Origin of the sequence: Herbidospora sakaeratensis (genome assembly GCF_001570525.1) — a bacterium.
Lineage (GTDB): Bacteria > Actinomycetota > Actinomycetes > Streptosporangiales > Streptosporangiaceae > Herbidospora > Herbidospora sakaeratensis.
The window spans coordinates 20,246-41,980 of sequence record NZ_BBXC01000030.1 but is presented as its reverse complement, the minus strand read 5'-3'; the positions used below and the strand labels follow the sequence as shown (position 1 = coordinate 41,980).

The window sequence follows — 21,735 nt, the reverse complement described above, 5'->3', positions numbered from 1 at the left end:
TTAAGCGTCCCGAGTACGCTGATCGGCATCATGACGACCGAATACATCGGGCGGGGCGACCCCGCGCGCACGCTCGCGCTGCTGTGGCGCGACCCGTCCCGCGCCCGCGAGCGCGCCCCCCGCAAGGGCCGCCCCGAACTGACCGCCGACCGGGTCATCACCGCCGCGATCGAGGTCGCCGACGCCGAGGGCCTGGCCGCGTTGTCCATGCGCAAGGTCGCCGACCACCTCGGGGTGGGCACGATGTCGCTCTACACCCACGTCCCGGGCAAGGCCGAACTGATCGACGTCATGCTCGACACCGTCTACAAGGAAACCTTCGCCGACGCGCGAGTCCCCGACGGCTGGCGCGCCCGGGTCGAGCGCATCGCCCGCGACAACCTGGCCCTCTACCGCCGCCACCCGTGGATCCTGCAGGTCGCCGTCAGCCGCCCCCCGCTGGGCCCCGGCACCCTGGGCAAGTACGAACACGAACTGTCGGCCCTCGACGGCATCGGCCTGACCGACCTGGAGATGGACAACGTCCTGACCCTCGTCGCCGCCTACGTCCACGGCGCCGCCCGCGGCGTGGTCGAGGCCGCCCGCGCCGCCCAGGAGACCGGCATGACCGACGAGGAGTGGTGGCGCGCCCACGAGCCGTTCCTGGCCGCCGCCGGCGACTTCTCCGCCTACCCGCTGGCCGCCCGGGTCGGCAGCGCCAGCGGCGAGGCCTACAACGCCCCCGCCGACCCGGCCGGCTCCTTCGAGTTCGGGCTGGCCCGCCTCCTCGACGGGATCGCCGTCCTCATCGAGGGGCGGTAGGAGACCCGTGACCCCCGAGCGGCTGGCGCGCTTCGAGGCCAACCGCCGCCGCCTGTTCGGGGTGGCCTACCGGCTGCTCGGCGAGGCCTCGGCGGCCGAGGACGTCGTCCAGGACGCCTATCTGCGCTGGGAGCGCTGCGACAGCGCGGTCGTGCCCGAGGCGTGGCTCACCAAGGTCGTCACCAACCTGTGCCTCGACCGGCTCACCTCCGCGCGGGCCCAGCGCGAACGCTACGTCGGCACCTGGTTGCCCGAGCCGATCCTCACCGGCGGCGCCGGCGACCCGCTGGAGGTCGTGGCCCAACGCGAACTGCTGTCCATCGGGATGCTGGTGCTGCTGGAGCGGCTCACCCCGCCCGAACGCGCGGTGTTCGTGCTGCGCGAGGCGTTCGGCCACAGCCACCGCGAGATCGCCGAGGTCCTCGACGTCACCGAGCCGCACGTCCGCCAGCTCTACCGGCGGGCCCAGCGGCACCTCGCCGAGGAGCGCCGGCGCTTCACCCCCGCCCCCGAGCAGGGCGAGGAACTGCTCAAACGCTTCATGGCCGCCACCCTGGCCGGCGACGTCGCCGCGCTGGAACGGCTGCTCGCCGACGACGTGGTCGCCTGGGCCGACGGCGGCGGCAAGGCCCCCGCCACCCGCGTCGCGGTCTCCGGCCGCGAGCAGGTCCTGCGTCACCTGCTCGCCCTGACCCGCTACGCGCCCCGCGTCCGCCTGGAACCCGAGACCGTCAACGGGCAGCCGGCCCTGGCCTTCTACCTCGACGACGAACTGGCCGGCGTCACGGTCGTCGAGTTCGACGGCGGCCGCGTCACCACCATCCACGCCGTCGCCAACCCCGACAAACTCGCCTACCTGGCACAACAGAAAAGCTGAACATTCTCGCGCCGGGCTGTCACGAAACACGCCCTTCTCCCGTTCATCGCGCATGACGAAAACACCCCGCATCGCGGTCCTGGGAGCCGGATACACCGGGCTGACGATCGCCAAGCTGCTCGCCCGCCGCACCGGCGCGCCGGTCACGCTCGTCAACGACCGCGACCGGTTCGTGGAGCGCATGCGCAACCACCAGGTCGCCGCCGGCCGCACGGTCCGCCACCAGCCGCTGCGCGACCTGGTCGCGGGCAGCGGCGTCCGCCTGGTCGTCGACCGGGTCACCGGCCTCGACCCGGCCGCCCGCCGCGTCGACCTGGCCGGCGGCGACCCGCTCGCCTACGACCTGCTGGTGTACGCCCTGGGCAGCCACGCCGACCTCGACGCCGTCCCCGGCGCCGCCGAACACGCCTACACCGTGGCCGGGATCGAGCAGTCCGAGCGGCTGCGCGAGCGCATGCGCACCGCCGAGTCGGTCGCCGTGATCGGCGCCGGGCCCACCGGCCTGGAGACCGCCGCCGAACTGGCCGAGACCCACCCCGGCCGCACCGTGCGCCTGATCACCGGCGGGCCGCTGGGCCGCCAGCTGACCGAACCCGGCCAGGACCACCTGCGCCGCACCCTGGACCGCCTCGGCGTCCAGGTGCAGGAGAACACCACCGTCGCCAAGGTCGATGCCGACGGCGTGCTGCTCGCCGACGGCCGCCACCTGGCCGTCGACGCGGTGGCCTGGACCGCCGGCTTCCGCGTCGCCGACCTGGCCGCCCGCGCCGGGCTCGCCGTCGACGCCCACGGCCGCCTGCTCGTCGACGGCACCCTGCGCTCCCGCTCCCACCCCGAGGTCTACGGCATCGGCGACGCCGCCGCCGCGCACGCCGAAGGCGGCCAGGTGCTGCGCATGGGCTGCGGCCCCGGCGGCCTGGCGGGCGCCTGCGCCTTCCACGCCATCACCGCCCGCCTGGCCGGACGCGACCCCAAGCCGCTGCGCCTGACAACCGACACCCTGTGCGTGAGCCTCGGCGCGTGGGACGGCGTCCTGCAGCCCGCCGACCTCGACGGCACCCCGCGCGGCAAGCCCATGACCGGCCGCCGGGTCGCGCTGATCAAGAAGGCGGTCCTGCGCGTCACCGGCCGCCACAACCCGCGCCACCCCGGCATCAGCGTGCTCACCGCCCGGCAGGGCTGAGGCGCCTCACCCCTCGGCGGCCGGGACGCGGACCGCCAGCACGACGATGTCGTCGATGTTGCCCTCGGCGCCCGCCATCGCGTCGGTCAGCTTCTCCAGCAGGCCGGGCAGCGGATCGCCGCCGTACTGGGGCAGGGTGGCGAGCAGGCGCGCGGTCGCGGCGTCGAGGTCGACGCCGGGCGACTCGATCAGGCCGTCGGTGAACATCACCAGCAGCGTGCCGGGCGGCAGCAGCCGGGTGGACTCGGTGCGGGCGCCGTGGCTCTCGTGCTGTTCCAGGGTCGGGAAGAACATCATGTCGTGGGCGGTGAGCTCCTCGACCCCGCCGCCGGGGTGGAGCAGGACCGGCGGCGGGTGCCCGGCGTTGGTCCAGGTCAGCTCCCAGCCGCCGGGCCGCGGGGTCAGGTGGCCGTGGACGAGGCTGCCGGTGGCCTGCGGCAGCACCAGCCGGCAGGCGTGTTCGAGCGCCGCCACCGAGGTGGCCGGGCCGCGGCCGGGGTGGTCGATGTCGGCCTGGCGCAACATGCTGCGCAGCTGGCCCATCAGGGTCGCGGCCTGCATGTCGTGGCCGGTGATGTCGCCCACCGTGACGGCCAGCGCCCGGGGGCCCGCGCCGCCGGGCAGGTCGAGGTAGTAGGCGTCGTACCAGTCGCCGCCGACCAGTTCGGCCGTCACCGCCGGGCGGTAGAGCGCCGCGACCTCCAGGCCCGAGACGGCGGGCAGGTCGGTCAGCATGGCCCGTTGCAGCTGGTGGGCGACCGTCACCCGCTCGTGGAGCCGCTGGGCGCGCTCGACCGCGCGGCCGGTGTAGCCGGCCACCGCCAGCAGGACGGCGCGTTCCTCGACGTCGACCACGTGGTGCTGGTCCCAGCCCAGCACCAGCACCCCCACCGGGCCGCTCACGCCCGGCAGCGGGATGCACACCGCCGAGCTCAGCCCCAGTTCGGTGAACGCGGCCAGCGCCGCCTCGCCGTAGCCCTCGCGCAGCATGCCGGGGCCGGTGATCTCGACGATCCGCTGCCGCCGGAACGCCTGGGCGGTCGGCCACTCGGGGCCCACCTCGAACTGCCGGGCCACCGTCTCGACGGTGCGGGGGATCTCGTCGTCGACGAGGCGGCGCAGCCGCCCCTCCTCGGCCAGCACCAGGCCGACGTAGGTCGGCTTCAGGTCGGAGACGACCAGGTCACGGACCCGGCGCCGGATGTCGACGAGGCTGGTCGTGTCGGCCAGGTCCTCCGCGGTGCGCAGCAGCAGCTCCGACCGTGACAACGCGGCCTGAGCCTGAGCGAGCCGGTCTCGTCCTTCCCACGTCACCTCAGCCTCCCGGGGGCGCCGACTTTCTCACCCTCCCCTACCCCGAAAGGGGCTCAGGTTGCCACGCCCATGGCGTGGCCGACGGTCGAGGGCTGGTCGACCATGGCGAGCATCGCCGCGGCCAGGTCGGCGCGCGGGATCGACAGGCCGCCGCGCAGATTGCGGTCGGGGGCGGTGCGGTAGCGGCCGGTGCCGGGCTTGTCGGTCAGGCGGGGCGGGCGCACGGCCGTCCAGTCGAGGCCGCTCTCGCGCAGCACGTCCTCGGCGGCCGACAGGTCGGCGTACACAGAAGGAAGGGCCCGTTTGACGATCGGGGTCAGCACGTAGCGGGCGAACGGTCCCTCGCCCGGGTCGTGCCTGGGGGCGTCGGGGTTGCCCGGGGTGGGGATGGTCGAGACGGGGGCGGCGCTGACGATGATGATCCGGCGGGCGTGGGCGGCGTGCATGGCCGCCACGATCACGCGGGTGGCGGCCGTCACGACGCCGCGGTCGTGCTGGGGCGAGCGCGGGCCGACGCAGGAGATCACCGCGTCGGCGTCCTCGCAGGCGAGGACGAGCTCCTTGGCGTCGGGGGCGATGCGCAGGTCGGCGACCATGACGTGGTGGGGGTCCAGCGACAGGCGGGCGGCGTCGCGCACGACCGCGGTGACCTCGTGGCCGGCCGCCAGGGCAGATCTGATGCATTCACTGCCGACGCCGCCGGTGGCGCCGAATATCGTGATCTTCACGGAATCCTCCGAAACACGAATAGTATGAGAGTCGTATTATATGGTTTCAGTATCTTCTATCCAGGATGCGCTGCGCGCGTTGACCGCCCAGGTGTCGCTGCTCAACCAGCAGGTGGGCGGGCGGCTCGACCTGCGCCCGGTCGACCGTGACTGCCTCTACCTGATCTCGCGCCACGCGCCCATGACGCCCTCGGCGCTGGCCAAGGTGACCGGGCTCCACCCGGCGACGATGACCGGGGTGCTCGACCGGCTGGAGAAGGGCGGCTGGATCGCCCGCGAACGCGATGCCCGCGACCGGCGCGCGGTGCTCATCCGCCCGCTCCCCGACCGGGTCCCCGAGATCGTCTCCCTGTACGCCGGCATGACCCGCGCCCTCGACGGCATCTGCGCCGGTTACACCCCCGAGGAGCGCGCCCTCCTCCTCGACTTCGTCACCAAGGTCACCGATGCCGCTACCGAGGCGAAAAATTCCCTATGACTCCCTATGAAAGGGAGTGATAGGGTGCGTACATGGACATCTACACTTCCCCCGACGCCGGGCGCGCCCTCCTGGACCGCTATGCGGAGCTGCTGGACACCTGGCCCGTCCCGGCCGAGCGGCTGACCGTCGCGACCACGCTCGGCGACACCTTCGCCCTGGCCTCCGGCCCGGCCAACGCGCCGCCCGTGATCCTGGTCCACGGCGCGATGGCCAACTCCCTCAGCTGGTACGGCGACATCGCCGCCTGGTCGCGGCACCACCGCGTCTACGCGATCGACATCCCCGGCGAGCCCGGCCTGTCGGCCCCCAACCGGCCGCCGATCGGCGACTACCCCGCCTGGCTCGGCGAGGTCATGACCGGCCTCGGCATCGAGTCGGCCACCGTCGTCGGGTTGTCGCTGGGCGGCTGGATCGCCACCGGCCTGGCGGTCCGCGAGCCCCGGCGCGTCGAGCGGCTCGTGCTGATCTGCCCCGGCGGCATCGGCAAGGTCAGGCGCGGCATCCTGCTGCTGGCCCTGCTGCTGCTGGCGATCGGGCAGCGCAGGCGCTCGCAGAAACTCATCCTCGGCGCCGACCTGAGCGACACCGGCTGGTTCGGGGAGTTCTTCGACCGGATCAACCGCGACTTCAAGCCCCGCCGGTCCGACCTGCCCATCTACACCGACGCCGAGCTCGCCGGCCTGACGATGCCGCTACTGGTCCTCGCCGGCGACAAGGACGCGCTCATCAACGGGCCCGAGACGGCCCGGCGCGTGCGCGCCCACGTCCCCAAGGCCGACGTCCGGCTGCTGCCCGGAGTCGGGCACCTGGTCACCGGTCAGACCGCGACGGTCGCGGCGTTCCTGGGCTGAGACCAGCCCATGGGCGAACAGTTCGCTGTCGAGCTGGGTGAGGTCGCCCTGGCGGTAGCCGTTCTCCATGGCCCGCAACATCGCCTTGGCGACACGCACCCCGCCGGGGTCGCGGCGGGCGAGCTTGCGGGCCAGGACGTCGGCCGCCCGGGCGAGCCGATCCTCCGGGACGACCTGGTGCAGCAGGCCGTACCGGAGCGCGGTGGCGGCGTCGAGGGCCTCGCAGGTCAGCACCAGGTGACGCAGCCGGGACACCCCGATGTCCATGGCGAGCCGCGCCGCGGTGCCGCCCCACACGGGCGGCACGCCCAGCGCCAGCTCGGGCAGCCGGTAGGTGGCGGTGTCGCTGCTGACGCGCAGGTCGCAGTGGGCGGCCAGGCACAGGCCCGTGCCCGCCACCGTGCCGTGCAGCCGCGCGACGGTGACGGCCGGGCTGCCGGAGATCGCGCGGCACACCCGGTGCCCGAGGTCGGCCGCGCGGCGGACCTCCTCGATCCCGCCCCCGGCCAGGGCGAGCAACTCGGCCACGTCGCCGCCCTGGCAGAAGACCGGCCCCTCCCCCGACAACACGATCACCGCGGCAGATTCGAGGCTCTCGTAGGCGTCGAGGAGCTCGCGCAGCATGCGCAGGGTGATCGTGTGGTGCGGGGGCGCGCAGCGCAGCCGCACGTGGCCGACGCTCCCGTCGCGTTCGACCGTGACGCTCACGTGAGGGTCACCTCCAGCGCGGTGACGTCGCGGAAGGCCAGGCCGCGCGGCCTGACCGGCGGCGCGGCCAGCGCCAGCCGGGTGCCGAAACGCCGCAGCAACAGCGGGAGCACGGCCTCGGCCTCGGTCTGCGCCAGCCGCGACCCCAGGCAGTAGTGCGGGCCGAGCCCGAAGGCCAGCGACCGGCGCGCGGAGGTCCGGGTGACGTCGAAGCGGGCCGGGTCGCCGGCCTCGCCGGGGTCGCGGTGCGCGGCCCCCACCATCAGGTAGACCGCCTGCCCTTCGGCGACCGGCCGCTCGTGCAGGGTGGCGCCGGGCCCGGCCACGCGCACCAGGATCTGCACCGGCGGGTCCCAGCGCAGCACCTCGGCGACCGCCTGGGGCCCGAGGCCGGGGTCTTCCGCCAGTTGCCGGGCCTGGCCGGGGTGCGCGGTCAGGGCCAGGACCATCGAGTTCAGCATCGAGCTGGTGGTCTTCCACCCGGCGATGATCATCGTCTGGGCCTGGATCGCGAGCCAGTGCCGCTGGTCGACACCGACCGTCTCCAGCAGCGCCGCCAGCAGCCCCGGCCGGGGTCGCCGCCGCGTCTCGTCCACCATGGCCAGGCAGTGGTCGTACAGGCGGCGGGTCTGCTCCTCCAGCTCCCGCAGCTCGTGTCGGCCCGGGGAGATCTCCAGCATGAGCTGGCTGTCGCCGGCCAGCTTGCCCAGCGTCGCGGGGTCGCAGAACGGGTCGCCGAGCAGGTCGCACAGCACCTGCAAGGGCACCGCGTCGGCGACCAGCTCGGCGTAGTCGGCGCGGCCCCACTCCGCCAGGCGGCCGGCCAGCCGGTCGACCGCCGCCGCCGCGTGCGCCTCGATCACCGGCCGCAGGTCACGCACCGTCCGGGCGGACAGGTGGCGCAGCACCAGCGCCCGCTGGTCGCCGTGCTCGGGCGGGTTCAGCTGCATGAGCGCCTCGGAGACCACGCCCACCATCGGATAGTCCCGCCACCGGGGCACCCACCGGTCCTTCCACTCCGGATCGGGCATCCGCCACGAAGGCGACCCGGCGATCTCGGCACAGGAGGCGTAGTCGGTCACCAGCAGCGCGCCCAGCGGGGAGGCCACGGCCGGCCCCATCGCGCGCAGCCGCTCGTAGACCGGATAGGGATCCTGCCTGCCCTGGCCCGACCGCAGCCGCACGAGCAGCCGGCCGACCTCTCCTGCCGTCGTCATCGTCCACCCGTCCGTCCGCGCCGCTTCCCCTAGCGGTTGAATCATCAAGTACGTCGTCGGTGACGACCGCGACCTTGATCAAGACCTGGCGAACGTTGATCGGATCTATCCTTCGGGCCTGATCCGGGAGTACCGGTGACCGGCTGGAACCGGCGGGCCGGTGGCAGACGACGCGGAGGACGGGAGCTTGAACAAATCAGCTGAAGTCACCTCGCATCACCCGCTACCGTCATGATCGTGACCAAGCTCAACCAGATCCTGGCCGTCGAGAAAGGCGTCAAGGCCGACGTCCAGCGCAAGGTGACGGACGCCAACACGCTGATCCAGAAGGCGCCGCTGCTGTCCGGCATCTCCCGCACCTACCAGCCGATCGACGACGAGGGCGAGCAACTGCCGCCCGAGTCGACCCGCGTGCAGGTGCAGGCCGAACAGGTGCTGCGCGACGTCACGGTCACCCTGACCCGGCTGTTCGACGTCACCGCGACCAAGGACGTCGCCAACTGCGCGGCCAAGGCCGACGTCGTCGTCGACGGCACGACCCTGGTGCGCGACGTGCCGGTGACCTACCTGCTGTTCCTGGAGAAGCAGCTCACCGACCTGCACGCCCTCATCTCCCGGCTGCCCACGCTCGACCCGTCGGAGACCTGGTCGCTCGACGGCAACACCGACACCTGGCGCACCGAGCCGGTCCGCACCACGCGGACCAAGAAGGTGCCGCGCAACCACGTGCTCGCCGAGGCCACCGAGAAGCACCCGGCGCAGGTCCAGGTGTTCACCGAGGACGTCGTCGTCGGCTACTGGACGCGCGTCGCCTTCTCCGGCGCGCTGCCCCAGCGGCGCGTCAACGAGCTGCTGACCCGGCTGACCAAGCTGCAGGAGGCGGTGAAGTTCGCCCGCGAGGAGGCCAACGGCACCGAGATCACCGACCAGCGGATCGGTGAGGCGCTGTTCGGTTACCTGCTCGGGTGACCCCACAGACCCCCGCCCGGAAGGGATGGGGAGCGCGATGAGCGCAAGCTGAAACTGAAGCATCACGACTGAACGACGGTGACAGCGCAGGTTCGAATCCTGCCCCCTGCACTCCACGCGGGGGTAGCCCAGCCGGTAGAGGCAGCCGTTAAAACTCAGGCTCTCGCTCCAGACTCAGCATTGCCGCCGGTCGCCGGAGCGACCGGTCACGGACGAAAGTCGTCAGGTTGGGGGTTCGAATCCCACCGGGTGCTCTCCCTGCGCCCGTAGCTCAACGGAAGAGCGGACGACATGACCGTGATCCGTGGCCTTCAAAGGCTCCGGCGCCGCGATGTGGCGGCGTAACGGCCCCCGGGATTCAGGGTATTTCCTGGGGGCCACCGCCGTTTCCGAGGTGTTCCCGCAGCGCCGCCGCCAGCTTGCCCGCCGCGGCGACCTGCGCCGGGGTGAGCCCGTCGACGAACAGTTCGCGGATGGCGCGCAGGTGCGGCACGGTCGCCCGGTGGAAGGCCGCCGCGCCCTCCTCGGTCAGCACGGCCTCCGCGCCCCGGTTGTCGCCGGTGCAGTTCTCCCGCCGGATCAGCCCCCGCTTGTCCATACGCCCCAGGTGGTGCGACAGGCGGCTGCGCTCCCAGCCGATCGTCGCCGCCAGCTCCGAGGAGCGAAGCCGCCCGTTCGGCGCCTCGCTCAAGGCGAGCAGGACGCTGTAGTCGCCCGTCGACAACCCCGAGTCGTTCTGCAGCCGGGCCGCCATCGCGGCCCGCAACGCGTCGGTGGTCTCGATGAAATCCCGCCAGATCCGCAGTTCCTCCCGGGTGGGGAACCGGCCCCTGCGCTGCGACAACGTGGTCTCCTCCCCATCGGGAATATAATTGACACGTCAATCATTTCCGATCATATGACGTTGAGGCACGACATGTTCGAACTGGGGCTGAACTCCTTCGGCGAGGTCGCCACGGACGGCGGGCGGACGATGTCCGACGCCGAGACCGTGCGGCTGATCGTCGAGGAGGCCCGGCTCGCCGAGGCGTCCGGGCTCGACGTGTTCAGCCTGGGCGAGCACTACCGCCAGGGCCACACCGACTCGGCCACGCCGGTGCTGCTGGCCGCCATCGCCACGGCCACCGGCCGCATCGCGCTCGGCACCTCGGTGACCGTGCTGAGCACCAACGACCCGGTGCGGCTCCACCACGAGTTCGCCACCCTCGACGCGGTGTCGGACGGCCGGGCCCGCATCGTGCTCGGCCGCGCCTCGGCCACCGAGTCGTTCCCCCTGTTCGGCTACGACCTGGCCGACTACGAGCGATTGTTCGAGGAGAAGCTCGACCTGTTCCTCCGGCTCGAACGCGAGGAGGAGGTGACCTGGTCGGGCACCGTCAGAACCCCGCTGATCCGGTACGCCCCCCGCCCCCGCATGCGCCCCGGAGGCATCCCCACCTGGATCGGCGTCGGCGGCAGCCCCAACTCGGTGCTCCGCGCCGCCCGCTACGGCCTGCCGCTCATGATGGCGATCATCGGCGGCAAGCCCCGGCGCTTCGCCGGCAACGTCGACCTCTACCTGACCGCGCTGCGCCGCGCGGGCCACCCGGAGCTGCCGATCGGGCAGCACTCGCTCGGCCTGGTCGCCGACACCGACGAGGAGGCCCGCGAGACCTGGTGGGAGTACTGGCAGCCGGTCGTGGCCGCGCTGGCGGCCGAACGCGGCTTCTACGCCCCCACCCGCGACCGCTTCGAAGCCGAACTCGACCAGGGCGCCCTGTACGTCGGCTCCCCCGAGACCGTCGCCCAGAAGATCGCCAGAACCGCCCGTGAGCTGCGGCTCAGCCGCTTCGACCTCAAGTACGACATCATGCGTCTCCCCCGCGACGCCCGAGCGCGCACGATCGAGCTGCTCGGCCGCGAGGTCGCCCCCCGTGTCCGCGAACTCCTCTCCTCCCCGAAAAGAAGAAGCGCATGACCGACATCACCTTCGGCCTGGACACCTTCGGCGACGTGCCGGCGGACGACTCCGGCGCCCCGCTGTCCCACGCCGCCGCCATCCGCCAGGTCCTCGACGAGGCGGTGATCGCCGACGAGCTCGGCGTCGACGTGATCGCCCTGGGCGAGCACCACCGGCCCGAATACTCGATCTCCTCGCCCGAGACCGTGCTGGCCGGCATCGCCACCCGCACCTCGCGCATCCGCCTGGCCTCCGGCGTGACCGTGCTGAGCTCCGACGACCCCGTCCGGGTGTTCCAGCGCTTCGCGACCGTCGACGCGTTGTCGAACGGCCGGGCCGAGGTGATCCTCGGACGCGGCTCCTTCACCGAGTCGTTCCCGCTGTTCGGCTACGACCTGGCCGACTACGACAAACTGTTCGAGGAGAAGATCGAGCTGTTCGTGCGGCTCCTCGACGAGAAACCCGTCACCTGGAACGGCACCGTCCGCGCCCCGCTCGACGAGGCCGACGTCTACCCCAAGACCGAGTCGGGCCGCCTGTCGACGTGGGTCGGCGTCGGCGGCTCGCCCCAGTCGGTCGTCCGCACCGCCCACTACGACCTGCCGCTGATGCTGGCCATCATCGGCGGCGCGCCCGACCGCTTCGCGCCCTACATCGACCTCTACCGGCGGGCCGCCGAGCAGTTCGGCACCACCGCCCACCCGGTCGGCATGCACTCGCCCGGCTTCGTCGCCGACACCGACGAGGAGGCGCGCGAGGGCTTCTGGCCCGGCTACAAGATCATGCGCGACCGGATCGGCGCCACCCGGGGCTGGCCGCCGATCAGCCGCTCGGAGTACGACGCCGAGATCGCCCACGGCTCCCTCTACATCGGCTCGCCCGAGACGGTCGCCCGCAAGATCGCTCGAGCGGTCGACGCCCTCGGCGTGGCCCGGTTCGACCTCATCTACAGCGTCGGCCCGCAGCCGGTCGGGGCCCGGACCAAGGCCGTGGAGCTGTTCGGCGGCAAGGTCATCCCGATGGTCCGCGACATCCTGGGCGAGCGCTCATGAGCCCCGTCCACACGCTGGGGATCCTCGGCGCGGGCAAGGTCGGCACCGTCCTGGCCCGGCTGGCGCTGGCGGCCGGATACCGCGTGCTCATCGCGGGCTCCGGCGACCCGGCCAAGATCGCCCTGATCGTCGAGGTGCTCACCCCCGGCGCGACCGTGGTGACCGCGCGCGAGGCGGCGTCGCAGGCCGACGTGACGATCCTGGCGTTGCCGCTCGGCAAGCACCGCGACGTCCCGGCGGAGGCGCTCGACGGCAAGCTCGTGATCGACGCGATGAACTACTGGTGGGAGGTCGACGGCGGGCGCGACGACCTGACCGACCCCCGCACGACCACCAGCGAGATCGTCCAGGAGTTCCTGGCCGGCGCGCGGGTGGTCAAGGCGTTCAACCACATGGGCTACCACGACCTGGAGGACGGCGCGCTGCCCCCGGGCGCGCCCGGCCGCCGGGCCATCGCCGTCGCCGGCGACGACCCCGCCGACGTGGCGGCCGTCGCCGGGATCGTGGACGCCCTCGGCTTCGACCCGGTCGTCGCCGGGCCGCTCGCCGAGGGCGTGCGGATGGAGCCGGGCACCGAGCCGTTCGGCGCCAACGTCGAGGCCGCCGAACTGCGCGCGATGCTGGCCCGCTTCCCGCACTCGGAGCGCGGCCGCGCCCGTCACCAGGCGGTGTAGCGAGGAACAGGCGCGTGATCACCCGCCTGTTCCCTTCTCTCCGTTACGGCTCCGCCCACCCCGGCCCCGCCCGCCGTCTCCGGTGCTGCGCCGTCTCCGGCGCCGGCCCCGCGCTCCCGGCGCGCGCCGGCACGGTCAGTAGGTGGCCAGCAGCACGCGTTCGGCCTGGTCGAGACAGGCCGAGAGCAGGGCCTCGGCGTCGGGGCCGCGACCCGCGTCGAGGAGCGTCAGCAGTTCGCGGTTGAGCGGCAGGAAGGGCGCGTGCAGGGCGTGCGGATCCATGGTGTGGAACACCAGCCGGAGTTCGGCCAGGAGCTGGGCCATCATCATGTTCACCCGCTCGCTGCCGTTGAGGGAGGCGATGACCAGGTGGAAGCGCAGGTCGGCGGTGCCGACGTCGGACCACCGGCCCTCGGCGGCGGCCTTGTCGGCCTCGGCGACCACCTCCCGCAGGGCGGCCAGGGCCGCCGGATCCCGATCCGCGCGGCGGACGGCCGCGCCCTCGATCATCCGCCTGACCCGGTAGATGTCGGCGACGTCGGCCGGTGACAGGACCCGCACGTAGACGCCCCGGTTGAGCCGGTGCTCCAGGAGCCGCTCGTGACCGAGGAGGCTGAAGGCCTCCCGCAGGGTGTTGCGGGAGACCTCCAGCTCGGCGGTCAGTTCGTCTTCGGCCAGGCGGCTGCCTGGGGCCAGGCCGCCCTCGGTGACGCGCTGCCGCAGGATCGCCGCCGCCCATTCGGCCGTGCTGCTGCGGACCCGGAACGGGCGGGTCTCCCCGTAGGCGTCGGAGGGGCCTGGTTCACTCACGGTTGGCAGACAATCATCTACTTGCCGCCGGCGTCCACGCCCTGGGGATTGCCTGGGGCGTAGACGGTGATGCCGTCGGGCAGCGCCCCGATCTTGTCGATCTCCACGCAGGCCGGGCAGGCCTCATAGCCCTTCTGGCGGGCGCGGTTGGCCTCGGCCTCGGCCTCGGCGCCGGTCACCAGGGCGCGGCCGTCGATCTTGGCCTGCTCGGCTCTGGCCTCGGCCTGGCGGATGTCGGCCTGCGCGCCCTGGGCGCTGGTGATGCTCTGCTGGACCTCGTCCGGCAGGGTGATCCGGACCAGGTTGAATCGGAACCCGGTCAGGTAGGGCCCGCCCAGCATCGCCTGGATCTCGCGCTCCAGGCTGGCGTTGACCCCCGACTGCACCTTGGCGAGGTTGGCCAGCCCCGCGCTCGGCTCGGGGAGGTCGGCGCCGTTGAGGAAGGCGCAGGTGGGCACCAGTTCCTCGCAGCGCATGGCCCCGATCTGCACCCGCAGGGTGTTGTAGATGACCGGCCTGACCGCCTGGCTGAAGAAGGCGCTCCAGCCCTCGTCGCCGTCCCAGGCGTAGAGCATGTCATCGCCGTCGCCGATGTAGGTGCGGGTTCCGTAGCGGTCGTCGAAGGCCTTGAGGGTCTCGTGGTCGAGGTTGAGCGAGAAGTAGAACGTGCCCTCCACGCCCACGTTCACGCCGTCGCCGCTCGGCACCACCACCTCGTCGACGCCGAGCGTGGTGGCCCGTTTCGGGTCGGAGGTGATCGTGTAGATGCGCTGCTGCGAAGGATAGGCGTGGGCGGTGGACATGAACCCGGTCCAGGTGGGTCCGGTGGCCGGGTTGAGGATCTGACGAATGCCGCTCTCGTCAAAGGGGCCACCGTCGCGAATGACGGTGACGACTCCCGCGTCCGTTTGGGTGAATCCGGTCGCGTACGTGATCAGCGTGAGCCCGGTCAGGGCGACGGCTAAGACACCGATCAAGGTTTTGGCCATACGTTCAATGTAAGGATTGTTGAACAATTTGATAAGAGGAAAGTTCAAAGATCCTTTGTGTGGCCGGGGGGAGGCGCGTCACCAGGCGGTCGCGCCCCCGTCCACCATGTAGTTGGCCCCGGTGATGTAGGCCGCCCGGTCGGAGGCGAGGAAGACCACCAGCTCGACGATCTCCTCCGGCCGGGCGAACCGCTTGAGCAGCGTCTTGGCGGTGATCGCCGCCCGCGCCGCCTGGTCGTCGCCCAGATCCCGCTCGCTGGCCGGGGTCAGCACCGGCCCCGGGCTGACGGCCACCGCCCGGATCCCGTGCGGGGCCCCTTCGAGCGCGAGCTGGCGGGTCATGCCGACGACCCCGGCGTTCGCGGCGGCGTGCGCGACCATCGGCGGCACCGCTCCGGCGATGGTCGCGGCCATGGACGCGACGTTGACGATGACCCCGCCGCCGCGCTCGACCAGATGCGGCCAGGCGAACTTCGACACGAAGAAGGGGATGTCGAGCTCGCCCGCGATGGTCGTGTGCCAGTCGTCCACCGAGAAGCCGGGCAGCGGCCCGAACCGCGGCAGGGCCGCGTTGTTGTAGACGACGTCGAGCCCGCCGTAGGCGGCGACCGCCTCCTCGACGACCCGGCGCGCCTGGCCGGGGTCGGTCAGGTCGATCGGCGCGACGCCCGTCATCTCCCCGCCCGCCCGGCGCACCAGCTCCACCGTCTCGTCGTTGGCGGCGACCTGGATGTCACAACCGACCACCTGCGCGCCCTCGCGGGCGAAGGCCAGCGCCGCGACGCGTCCCTGCCCGCCGGCGGTGCCGGTGATCAGCACGACCTTTCCGTCCAGTGATCCCATCGGAGCCTCCCCGAGTAATAGTTGCTTCGTCAAAAAAGTACATTACTTCTTTCGTGAAGCAACTACCATGTGGTGGTGACCACACGACCGCTCACCCCCGACGAGGACGCCCTGGTCCGCGCCCTGCCCCGGCTCATGTACGCCCTCCCCCGGGCCATCGACGCCGACATGGTGCGCGACCAGCAACTCCCGCTGACCGAGTGGACCGCCCTGATGCGCCTGGCCGAGGCCCCCGGACGGCGGATGCGGATGGGCGAGCTGGCCACCGCCTGCGAGTTGTCGCTGAGCGGGATGACCCGCATCGCGGGCGTGCTGGAGAAGCAGGGCCTGATCGAACGGGTCAGGAGCGACCACGACGCGCGCGGCTGGAACGCCGTCATCACCGACGCCGGCCTGGCCCGCCTCGAACGCGCCTGGCCGACCAACCTCGCCAGCCTGCGGCGGCACCTGCTCGACCACCTCGACGGCATCGACGTCGCCCGGCTGGCCCGCGCCATCCAGAACGTCGCCCTGACCGACTGAGCCCATCCCCGCGATTTCTTCGCCATCATGAAGGACAACGGGAGGGGACAGCTTGACCCTGGGGGTACCGGCCGCCGGCAGGACGGCCGACACACTGCGTTATCCGCCGGGATCATTGGTGATCCTGACCGGCCTGCCGGGCGCCGGGAAGACCACGCTGCTGCGCCGCCTCTACGCCCTCACCGGCGAGGAGACCCGGCCCGTCGCCCGGGGCGGCCTGACGGTCATCGACAGCTACCAGTCGCGGCTCCACTGGCGGGGCCGCATCCCATGGGCGCCCAAACCGGTGCGCACCGCGATCACCTGGGTCACCCACATGTCCCGCATCTCCCGGGCCATGCGCACCGGCCCGGTGATCGCCCACAACCGGGGCTGCGGCGTCTTCGTCCTGTACGTGCTGGCCTGGCTGGCCGTCCGGCGCGGCACCCGGCTGCACCTGCTGATGCTCGACACCCCGCCCGACCTGGCGATGGCCGGGCAGCAGACCCGGGGGCGGGTGGTGCCCAAGGCCGCCTTCGGCCGGCACATCCGCAGGTGGGGGCGGCTTCTTGGCCGCGTACAGAACGGAGACCCCGCGCCCGCCCTCACGGCCCACGTGGTGACCCGGGCCGGGGCCGACCGGCTCAAAGAGGTCAGGTTCGAGCGCTGAGCCGCTCGACGGTCGCCGCGGCGACGGCCTCGACGCGCCGCCCGTAGGCCTCGACGCCGTCGAACACGAAACTGCCGCCGACCACGGGCAGCGCGCTGAACGAGGCGGCGAAACCGGTCGCCGGCTCGCCCGGCGGCAGCGGCGCGTACTTCTCCAGCGGCGTCATGTCATAGCCCCGGCGCGAGCCGTGCCGGTTGCGCGAGACCTGGTAGGCCGCCACCCGCACCACCGCCTCGACCCCCTGGTCGAGCAGCAGCTGCAACCAGCGGAACTGGACGTCGAAGTGGTTCTGATGACCCTCGGCCGGGTGTTGCAGCAGGTAGCAGCAGACGACGGGGTTGTGCCAGCGGTACATGCCCGGGTCGGCCTGCTCCTCGGCGAGGATCGCGTAGTAGTAGTCGGCGCACCGGCCGAGCGGCCCGGCGGCCGCCCCGCAGTCACATCGGTCCGTCATGCCCTGGATCATAGGTGGGTGGACGACCGTGACGTGCTCTACCGCCGGGTGGCGGCCGACCTCCGCGACGCCGTCGCGGGCGGGGCCTACGGAGCCGACGGGCGGTTGCCGGCCGAGTCGGCGCTGGCCGAGCACTACGGCGTCTCCCGGGGCACGATCCGGCAGGCGCTGGCCCTGCTGCGGGCCGGGGGCGTGGTCACCTCGCGGCGCGGCACCCGGCGGGTCGTGCTCGGCGCCGCGCCGGTGCAGAGCTTCGCCGAACTGCTGAGCTTCACCAACTGGGCCCGCTCGATCGGCGAGGAGCCGGGCGGGGTGCTCGAATCGCTGACCGTCCGCCCCGCCGACGACGAGGAACAGACCCGCCTGCGGCTGCGCCCCGGCGCGCAGGTGTACGCCGCCCTGCGGGTGCGCACCCTGTCGGGACGCCCCGTGATGATCGAGCGCACCTGCTACCCGTCGCGGGTCGGCCGCATCGTGGCCGCGCTGCCCCCCGACACCGTCTCCTACACCGAACGGCTGCTCGACCACGGCATCGTCTTCGCCGACGCCGAGCACACCATCGACCTGGCCTTCGCCGACCCCGACGACGCCCGGCTTCTCGGCTGTCCCGAGGGGGCCGCGCTGCTGCGCGAACGCCGCCGCACCACCGACCCGGCCGGGCAGCCGGTGGAGTGGTCAGAAGACCGCTACCTGCCCGGGACGGTGGCCTTCACCGTGCACAACTCGATCGCGACCTCCACGTTGTCGCGCCTGCCGTCAGCGGCGCAGCAGCCGGGCCAGTAGCGGGCGGTAGTGGCCGAATCCGGGGGTCGGCGCGCCCGCGACCTTCGCCTCGTCGTCCCAGCGCCGCACCGCCACCGCGTCGGCCGCGCCCGGCAGCGCCGCGAACACGGCCGCCTCCTCCTGGCTCATCGGGCCGCCCTGCACCTGGAGGGTGAACTCCGACGCCTCCGAGAGCCGGGCCCGGTAGCCGGGTTCGACCGCGCACAGGTAGCGCTTGGCGGCGACGTGCAGCCGGACCGGCTCGGTCACCTCCGGCCCGAACCAGCGGCCCAGCACCTCGGCCCCGGTGTGGCTGTGGCGGTTGTCGACGCCCGACATGAGCTCGGCTCCCCCTTCGAGGTGACCGAGGTCGTGCAGCAGCGCCGCCGCGACCAGGTGCGCGGGCGCTCCGGACGCCTCGGCGAGCGCGGCGGCCTGGAGCATGTGCTCGGCCATGGTGACCGGTTCGCCCAGGTAGTCGCCCGTCCCGGGGCCGGTGAACAGCGCTTCGAGCTCGTCCAGCGCCGCGGTCCGGCGCAGCACCGCCAGCGTGCTGGCCAGGCCGTCGAGGTCGGCGTACGCGCCCTGCAGGTGCCGGGCGCCGCTCTGCTCGAAGGCGGTGCGGGCGTGCAGGAGCCGGGTGTTGTCGAAGATGAGGCAGTCGCCCGGTCCCAGGCGGAACGTCAACATCAGTTCGGGGCGCGCGAGCAGCTTCGCGAAGGCGCGGTAGGCGTTGTAGAACGCGCCCGGTGAGCGCAGCGTGCCGAACGAGCGGTTGTTGAACCGCACCTCCCGCACGTGCCCGAGGGGGTCGACGTCGATGAGCGGCCGGAACGCGGTCAGCTCGGTCTGCGCGTCGCGGTAGACGAACGGGACCGGGGTCCGGGTCAGCACCGCGAACGCCTCCGGGTCCTCCGCGCGCAGCAGCGCGGCGGCGTGGAAGCCGTCGACGAGCCCCGAGTCGCCGCCCTCGGCCGCGTTGGCGAGACAGTGCAGCAACTGGATGGTCGGCACGGGGTCGCGGTAGGGGTTGTCGGTGTGTGGGGCGATGGCCCGCGAGGTGAAGGCCAGGTTGCCGGGCGCGGGCTCCACCCGGACGTCGAACAACTGCCCGTAGTTGGTCTCCCGGACGTACCCGAACGACCGCGCGACCTCCAGCACCCGGCCCTCCTCGACGGGCACCCCGCGCAGCAGGGCGAACCCGAGCCGCTGCACGGCCTCCAGCACCCGCACGCGTTCGCCGGGCACGGACAGGTAGGCGTGCCAATCGGCTTCCGGTGCGTGGGCCAGGTCGGCGGCGGCCCACAGGCGCTTGCCGGCTTCGCTGCGGTGGTCGACCGGGGCCGGGGCGGTCAGCCAGTCGCGGCGGTAGACCGACCGGTGGCCGTCGGGGAGCCAGGTCACCTCCACCTCGTCCGGGCGCTCGACCACCGTGCCGACGGCCAGGTCGTCGGGCAGGTCGGTGATCTGGAAGAACTTCTGCCCGCTGTGCGGGTCGCGGCAGTCGGGGCATGGGCAGTTGTCCCGCAGCCACATCGGGTTGTCCAGCATGATCGTCCTCGTCGGTTCGCCAAGTTGTATAGCCAACTTTGCGGGCCGAGATGTCCGGAAGGTGAAATCCCGTCGAGCGGCGCGGGCCCGGTTCGTGAGGCTGAAGCGCGTGGTGCCGGCCGGCGGCCTCACGACGACGGTGAAGGGCCTGTCGGGCTGACGGTCGCGGTCCCGCGCGCGTGGAACGACCACGGGGTGCGGACCGGCGGGAAGTTGTAGCGGTGCACTCCGGTGACCGTGAACCCGCTGCGTTCCAGCGACGCGACGGTGTCACGCCCGGTGTGGCACCCGCCCGCCAGCGGCGGCCAGATCGTGGCGTCGAGGGCGCGCTGCATGCGTACAAGACCAGCGGAATCGGCCCTCCCGTGTTCCAGGAACCGCAGCTCACCCCCCGGCCTGAGCACCCGCCGCGCCTCGGCGAGCGCCTGGCCGACGTCGGGGATCGAGCAGAGCACCAGGCAGAACACCACGGCGTCGACGCTCGCGTCGAGTGCGGGCAACCGCCCCGCCGTGCCCGCGCTCACCTCGACGGGCACCGGCGCGGCGGCGGCAGACGTCGCGGCGTGCCGCCGCAGCAGGGCCTCCGGCTCCACCGCCAGCACCCGCGTCACGGTGGGCGGATAGTGCGCGAAGTTCGCGCCGTCCCCGGCTCCGACCTCCACCACCTGGCCGGACAGTCCGGCGAGCAGCGCGCGGCGGTGCTCGGTCATGCCACGGCGGTCCATGGTCTGCCGCAGACGCGGCCACATTCGGGCGAAGAGCTTCGGCATGAGTCCATTAGACCCACGCATAAGATCGTCCGCATGGCGACGAGGCTGGTACAGATCCACATGAAAGCCACCGACGACGAAGCGGTCGGCCGCTTCTGGGCGCAGGCCCTCGGATGGGGCCTGTCCAGCGAGGGCCCCGGCGTGACCAACCTCGAACCCGAGCGCTTCGCCTACCCCGACCCGACGGCCGTGTGCATCGACGTCGTGCACGACCCGAACCCCAAGACGGTCAAGAACCGCGTCCACCTCGACCTCGCCACCACCTCGGCGGCCCACCACGCCGACCTGGTCGCCCGCCTCCGCAGTCTCGGCGCGACGTCCATCGACATCGGCCAGGGCGAGGTGCCGTGGACGGTGCTCGCCGACCCCGAGGGCAACGAGTTCTGCGTGCTCGAACCCCGCGAGATCTACCGCGACACGGGCCCGGTGGCCGCCGTGGTCGTCGACTGCGCCGACCCGCGCGCCATGGCCCGGTTCTGGGACGCCGCCATCGACTGGACCCTCCACGAGGTGACCGACGACCACGCCCGGCTGCGCTCGGCCAAGGGCGTCGGCCCCTACCTGGAGTTCATCCGCACCCCCGACGCGAAGACGGTGAAGAACCGCGTCCACCTCGACCTGCGGCCCTACCCGGGCGAGGAGCAGGCCGCCGAGGCGGCCCGCATCCGCGCCCTCGGGGCCGTCGACATCAACATCGGGCAGGTCGACGTGCCGTGGACGGTCTTCGCCGACCCCGAGGGCAACGAGTTCTGCGTGCTGACCCCGATGTAGAAAACCGTTTGTCCTCCTTGTTCGCGGGGCCGTAGGTTGCCTGCGGCCCCCCGCCGTGAAGACAGAGGACGACCGCGTGACCCCGCCTGCTTTCCAGATCTGACACGTACTTCCGCGCACCGTCAGCCGACCCTTCGCCGTCGGCTCCGCCGGGCTGCCCCCGGCTGAAACGGCGTTTGAGGCCGCGCGTAATCGGCCTCGTGTCAGATCCAGAGAGATCATGTCTTCACAACCTCATATCGTGCTGCCCTGGACCGTCCGCCGGACCCGGCTGCCACTGCTGTCACTGCGCTGCGTCGACTGCGGGACGGCGTCAGCGACCACCGGGGAGGGCCGGTTCCGGGTCAACGCCAACGGGAAACTGCTCGACGTGTGGCTGCTCGTGCGGTGCGTCCGCTGCGACCGGACGAACAAGCTGACCGTCCACGAGCGGGTGCCGGTGCGGGAGGTGGACGCGGTGGCGCTGCGCGGATATCGGGACAACGACCCCGGCCTGGTGGCCGAGACGCTGCTCAACCCTCTCTTCGCGCACCGGAACGGGTTCGGCCTCGACTGGGCGGGGGCGTGGCGGCTCCTCGGCCCCCCGGTCCCGCTCGACGGTGACTGGCCGGTGCGGGTGGAGGTGAGCTTCGACGACCCGGCGCCGGTCCGGCCGGATCGCCTCATCGCCCACGGGCTCGGCCTGAGCCGGGGCGAGGTGGTGCGGCGGGTCAAATGCGAGGTTTCGCTGCGTCGTACGACGAGCCGTGCGTTCTCCTTCACCGTGCTGGCCGGAGACTAGCGGTGGTCCGGGGGCGGTCCGCTGACCGGGCCGCCCCCT

The 21,735-nt window shown here is 72.4% G+C and carries 24 protein-coding genes, 1 tRNA gene and 1 pseudogene; 15 read left to right on the top strand and 11 right to left on the bottom strand.

The annotated features are described in order from the left end of the window. The first annotated feature begins 30 nt into the window (after positions 1-30). Genes AW271_RS36935 through AW271_RS36925 form a run of 3 tightly spaced genes read left to right on the top strand, consistent with a single transcriptional unit; the run spans position 31 to position 2,861 of the window. Positions 31-801 (top strand): TetR/AcrR family transcriptional regulator, encoded by a 771-nt coding sequence (locus AW271_RS36935; RefSeq protein ID WP_062342811.1) that lies wholly within the window; start codon positions 31-33, stop codon positions 799-801. Between the two features lie 7 nt (positions 802-808). Then, positions 809-1,678 carry an RNA polymerase sigma factor SigJ gene (gene sigJ, locus AW271_RS36930; RefSeq protein ID WP_062342809.1) on the top strand — a complete coding sequence of 290 codons (870 nt, stop codon included), beginning with the start codon at positions 809-811 and terminating at the stop codon, positions 1,676-1,678. A gap of 52 nt (positions 1,679-1,730) precedes the next feature. After that, positions 1,731-2,861 carry an NAD(P)/FAD-dependent oxidoreductase gene (locus AW271_RS36925; protein WP_062342806.1) on the top strand — a complete coding sequence of 377 codons (1,131 nt, stop codon included), beginning with the start codon at positions 1,731-1,733 and terminating at the stop codon, positions 2,859-2,861. 6 nt (positions 2,862-2,867) lie between these two features. Here AW271_RS36925 and AW271_RS36920 read toward each other — a convergent pair whose 3' ends face one another. Continuing rightward, positions 2,868-4,175, bottom strand: a complete 1,308-nt coding sequence (locus tag AW271_RS36920; RefSeq protein ID WP_157555027.1) for a PP2C family protein-serine/threonine phosphatase — start codon at positions 4,173-4,175, stop codon at positions 2,868-2,870. A 53-nt stretch (positions 4,176-4,228) separates the two neighbouring features. Further along, a complete protein-coding gene (locus AW271_RS36915) occupies positions 4,229-4,903 on the bottom strand; it encodes an NAD(P)-dependent oxidoreductase (protein ID WP_062342802.1) in 675 nt (224 codons plus the stop codon). Positions 4,904-4,982: 79 nt separating this feature from the next. Here AW271_RS36915 and AW271_RS36910 point away from each other — a divergent pair, with 79 nt between their 5' ends. Continuing rightward, on the top strand, positions 4,983-5,381 hold the full coding sequence (locus tag AW271_RS36910) for a MarR family transcriptional regulator (protein WP_218008276.1): 399 nt from the start codon (positions 4,983-4,985) through the stop codon (positions 5,379-5,381). A gap of 32 nt (positions 5,382-5,413) precedes the next feature. After that, positions 5,414-6,235: an alpha/beta fold hydrolase gene (locus tag AW271_RS36905; RefSeq protein ID WP_062342798.1), complete on the top strand. Its 822-nt coding sequence runs from the start codon at positions 5,414-5,416 to the stop codon at positions 6,233-6,235. Between the two features lie 21 nt (positions 6,236-6,256). On the opposite strand, the pseudogene AW271_RS42720 reads toward AW271_RS36905, so the two are convergent. Next, a pseudogene (locus AW271_RS42720) lies at positions 6,257-6,943 on the bottom strand (enoyl-CoA hydratase/isomerase family protein); the annotation flags it as partial. Then, on the bottom strand, positions 6,940-8,160 hold the full coding sequence (locus AW271_RS36900) for a cytochrome P450 (RefSeq protein ID WP_062342796.1): 1,221 nt from the start codon (positions 8,158-8,160) through the stop codon (positions 6,940-6,942). The gene AW271_RS36900 and the pseudogene AW271_RS42720, both read right to left, overlap by 4 nt. Before the next feature lie 237 nt (positions 8,161-8,397). Here AW271_RS36900 and AW271_RS36895 point away from each other — a divergent pair, with 237 nt between their 5' ends. Together AW271_RS36895 and AW271_RS40430 are read left to right on the top strand one after the other, a co-directional pair. Beyond that, entirely contained in the window at positions 8,398-9,129 is a 732-nt protein-coding gene (locus tag AW271_RS36895; protein WP_062342867.1) for a DUF7873 family protein, read from the top strand. 43 nt (positions 9,130-9,172) lie between these two features. After that, a tRNA-OTHER gene (locus tag AW271_RS40430) sits at positions 9,173-9,240 on the top strand. Positions 9,241-9,487: 247 nt separating this feature from the next. On the opposite strand, the gene AW271_RS36890 is transcribed toward AW271_RS40430, so the two are convergent. Further along, positions 9,488-9,973 (bottom strand): MarR family winged helix-turn-helix transcriptional regulator, encoded by a 486-nt coding sequence (locus AW271_RS36890; RefSeq protein WP_062342795.1) that lies wholly within the window; start codon positions 9,971-9,973, stop codon positions 9,488-9,490. 60 nt (positions 9,974-10,033) lie between these two features. Between AW271_RS36890 and AW271_RS36885 the strand changes: the two genes are divergently transcribed. Genes AW271_RS36885 through AW271_RS36875 form a run of 3 tightly spaced genes read left to right on the top strand, consistent with a single transcriptional unit; the run spans position 10,034 to position 12,794 of the window. Next, the gene (locus tag AW271_RS36885; protein WP_218008275.1) at positions 10,034-11,086 is read left to right on the top strand and encodes an LLM class flavin-dependent oxidoreductase; all 1,053 of its coding nucleotides are present in this window, start codon (positions 10,034-10,036) and stop codon (positions 11,084-11,086) included. Beyond that, positions 11,083-12,120 carry an LLM class flavin-dependent oxidoreductase gene (locus tag AW271_RS36880; RefSeq protein WP_062342791.1) on the top strand — a complete coding sequence of 346 codons (1,038 nt, stop codon included), beginning with the start codon at positions 11,083-11,085 and terminating at the stop codon, positions 12,118-12,120. Before AW271_RS36885 ends, AW271_RS36880 begins: the two co-directional genes overlap by 4 nt. Next, positions 12,117-12,794, top strand: a complete 678-nt coding sequence (locus tag AW271_RS36875) for an NADPH-dependent F420 reductase (protein ID WP_062342789.1) — start codon at positions 12,117-12,119, stop codon at positions 12,792-12,794. Before AW271_RS36880 ends, AW271_RS36875 begins: the two co-directional genes overlap by 4 nt. Before the next feature lie 135 nt (positions 12,795-12,929). Here AW271_RS36875 and AW271_RS36870 read toward each other — a convergent pair whose 3' ends face one another. The 3 genes from AW271_RS36870 to AW271_RS36860 all read right to left on the bottom strand — a co-directional run bounded on the left by AW271_RS36870 (position 12,930) and on the right by AW271_RS36860 (position 15,436). Further along, positions 12,930-13,604: a GntR family transcriptional regulator gene (locus tag AW271_RS36870; protein ID WP_062342787.1), complete on the bottom strand. Its 675-nt coding sequence runs from the start codon at positions 13,602-13,604 to the stop codon at positions 12,930-12,932. A 17-nt stretch (positions 13,605-13,621) separates the two neighbouring features. Continuing rightward, the gene (locus tag AW271_RS36865; RefSeq protein ID WP_062342780.1) at positions 13,622-14,593 is read right to left on the bottom strand and encodes an SPFH domain-containing protein; all 972 of its coding nucleotides are present in this window, start codon (positions 14,591-14,593) and stop codon (positions 13,622-13,624) included. Between the two features lie 78 nt (positions 14,594-14,671). After that, positions 14,672-15,436 carry an SDR family NAD(P)-dependent oxidoreductase gene (locus AW271_RS36860; protein WP_062342778.1) on the bottom strand — a complete coding sequence of 255 codons (765 nt, stop codon included), beginning with the start codon at positions 15,434-15,436 and terminating at the stop codon, positions 14,672-14,674. A gap of 75 nt (positions 15,437-15,511) precedes the next feature. Between AW271_RS36860 and AW271_RS36855 the strand changes: the two genes are divergently transcribed. Further along, on the top strand, positions 15,512-15,958 hold the full coding sequence (locus tag AW271_RS36855; RefSeq protein WP_218008274.1) for a MarR family winged helix-turn-helix transcriptional regulator: 447 nt from the start codon (positions 15,512-15,514) through the stop codon (positions 15,956-15,958). Between the two features lie 52 nt (positions 15,959-16,010). Further along, positions 16,011-16,607 carry an ATP-binding protein gene (locus AW271_RS36850; RefSeq protein WP_245653384.1) on the top strand — a complete coding sequence of 199 codons (597 nt, stop codon included), beginning with the start codon at positions 16,011-16,013 and terminating at the stop codon, positions 16,605-16,607. Here AW271_RS36850 and AW271_RS39250 read toward each other — a convergent pair. Then, complete coding sequence (locus tag AW271_RS39250; RefSeq protein ID WP_245653383.1) at positions 16,591-17,061, bottom strand: DUF5946 family protein; 471 nt, start codon at positions 17,059-17,061, stop codon at positions 16,591-16,593. The genes AW271_RS36850 and AW271_RS39250 overlap by 17 nt on opposite strands. An 18-nt stretch (positions 17,062-17,079) precedes the next feature. Here AW271_RS39250 and AW271_RS36840 point away from each other — a divergent pair, with 18 nt between their 5' ends. After that, the gene (locus AW271_RS36840; RefSeq protein WP_062342774.1) at positions 17,080-17,844 is read left to right on the top strand and encodes a GntR family transcriptional regulator; all 765 of its coding nucleotides are present in this window, start codon (positions 17,080-17,082) and stop codon (positions 17,842-17,844) included. On the opposite strand, the gene tmpA is transcribed toward AW271_RS36840, so the two are convergent. Then, positions 17,818-19,374, bottom strand: coding sequence for a 2-trimethylaminoethylphosphonate dioxygenase (tmpA, locus tag AW271_RS36835; RefSeq protein ID WP_062342772.1), 1,557 nt, complete (start codon positions 19,372-19,374; stop codon positions 17,818-17,820). The two genes, AW271_RS36840 and tmpA, sit on opposite strands and share 27 nt — an antisense overlap. Before the next feature lie 128 nt (positions 19,375-19,502). Continuing rightward, on the bottom strand, positions 19,503-20,144 hold the full coding sequence (locus tag AW271_RS36830) for a class I SAM-dependent methyltransferase (protein WP_062342771.1): 642 nt from the start codon (positions 20,142-20,144) through the stop codon (positions 19,503-19,505). 33 nt (positions 20,145-20,177) lie between these two features. On the opposite strand from AW271_RS36830, the gene AW271_RS36825 reads away from it, so the two are divergent. Both AW271_RS36825 and AW271_RS36820 read left to right on the top strand, forming a co-directional pair. Next, positions 20,178-20,915 carry a VOC family protein gene (locus tag AW271_RS36825; protein ID WP_062342769.1) on the top strand — a complete coding sequence of 246 codons (738 nt, stop codon included), beginning with the start codon at positions 20,178-20,180 and terminating at the stop codon, positions 20,913-20,915. Positions 20,916-21,156: 241 nt separating this feature from the next. Then, a complete protein-coding gene (locus tag AW271_RS36820; protein ID WP_245653382.1) occupies positions 21,157-21,696 on the top strand; it encodes a DUF1062 domain-containing protein in 540 nt (179 codons plus the stop codon). The last annotated feature ends 39 nt before the right edge of the window (positions 21,697-21,735 follow it).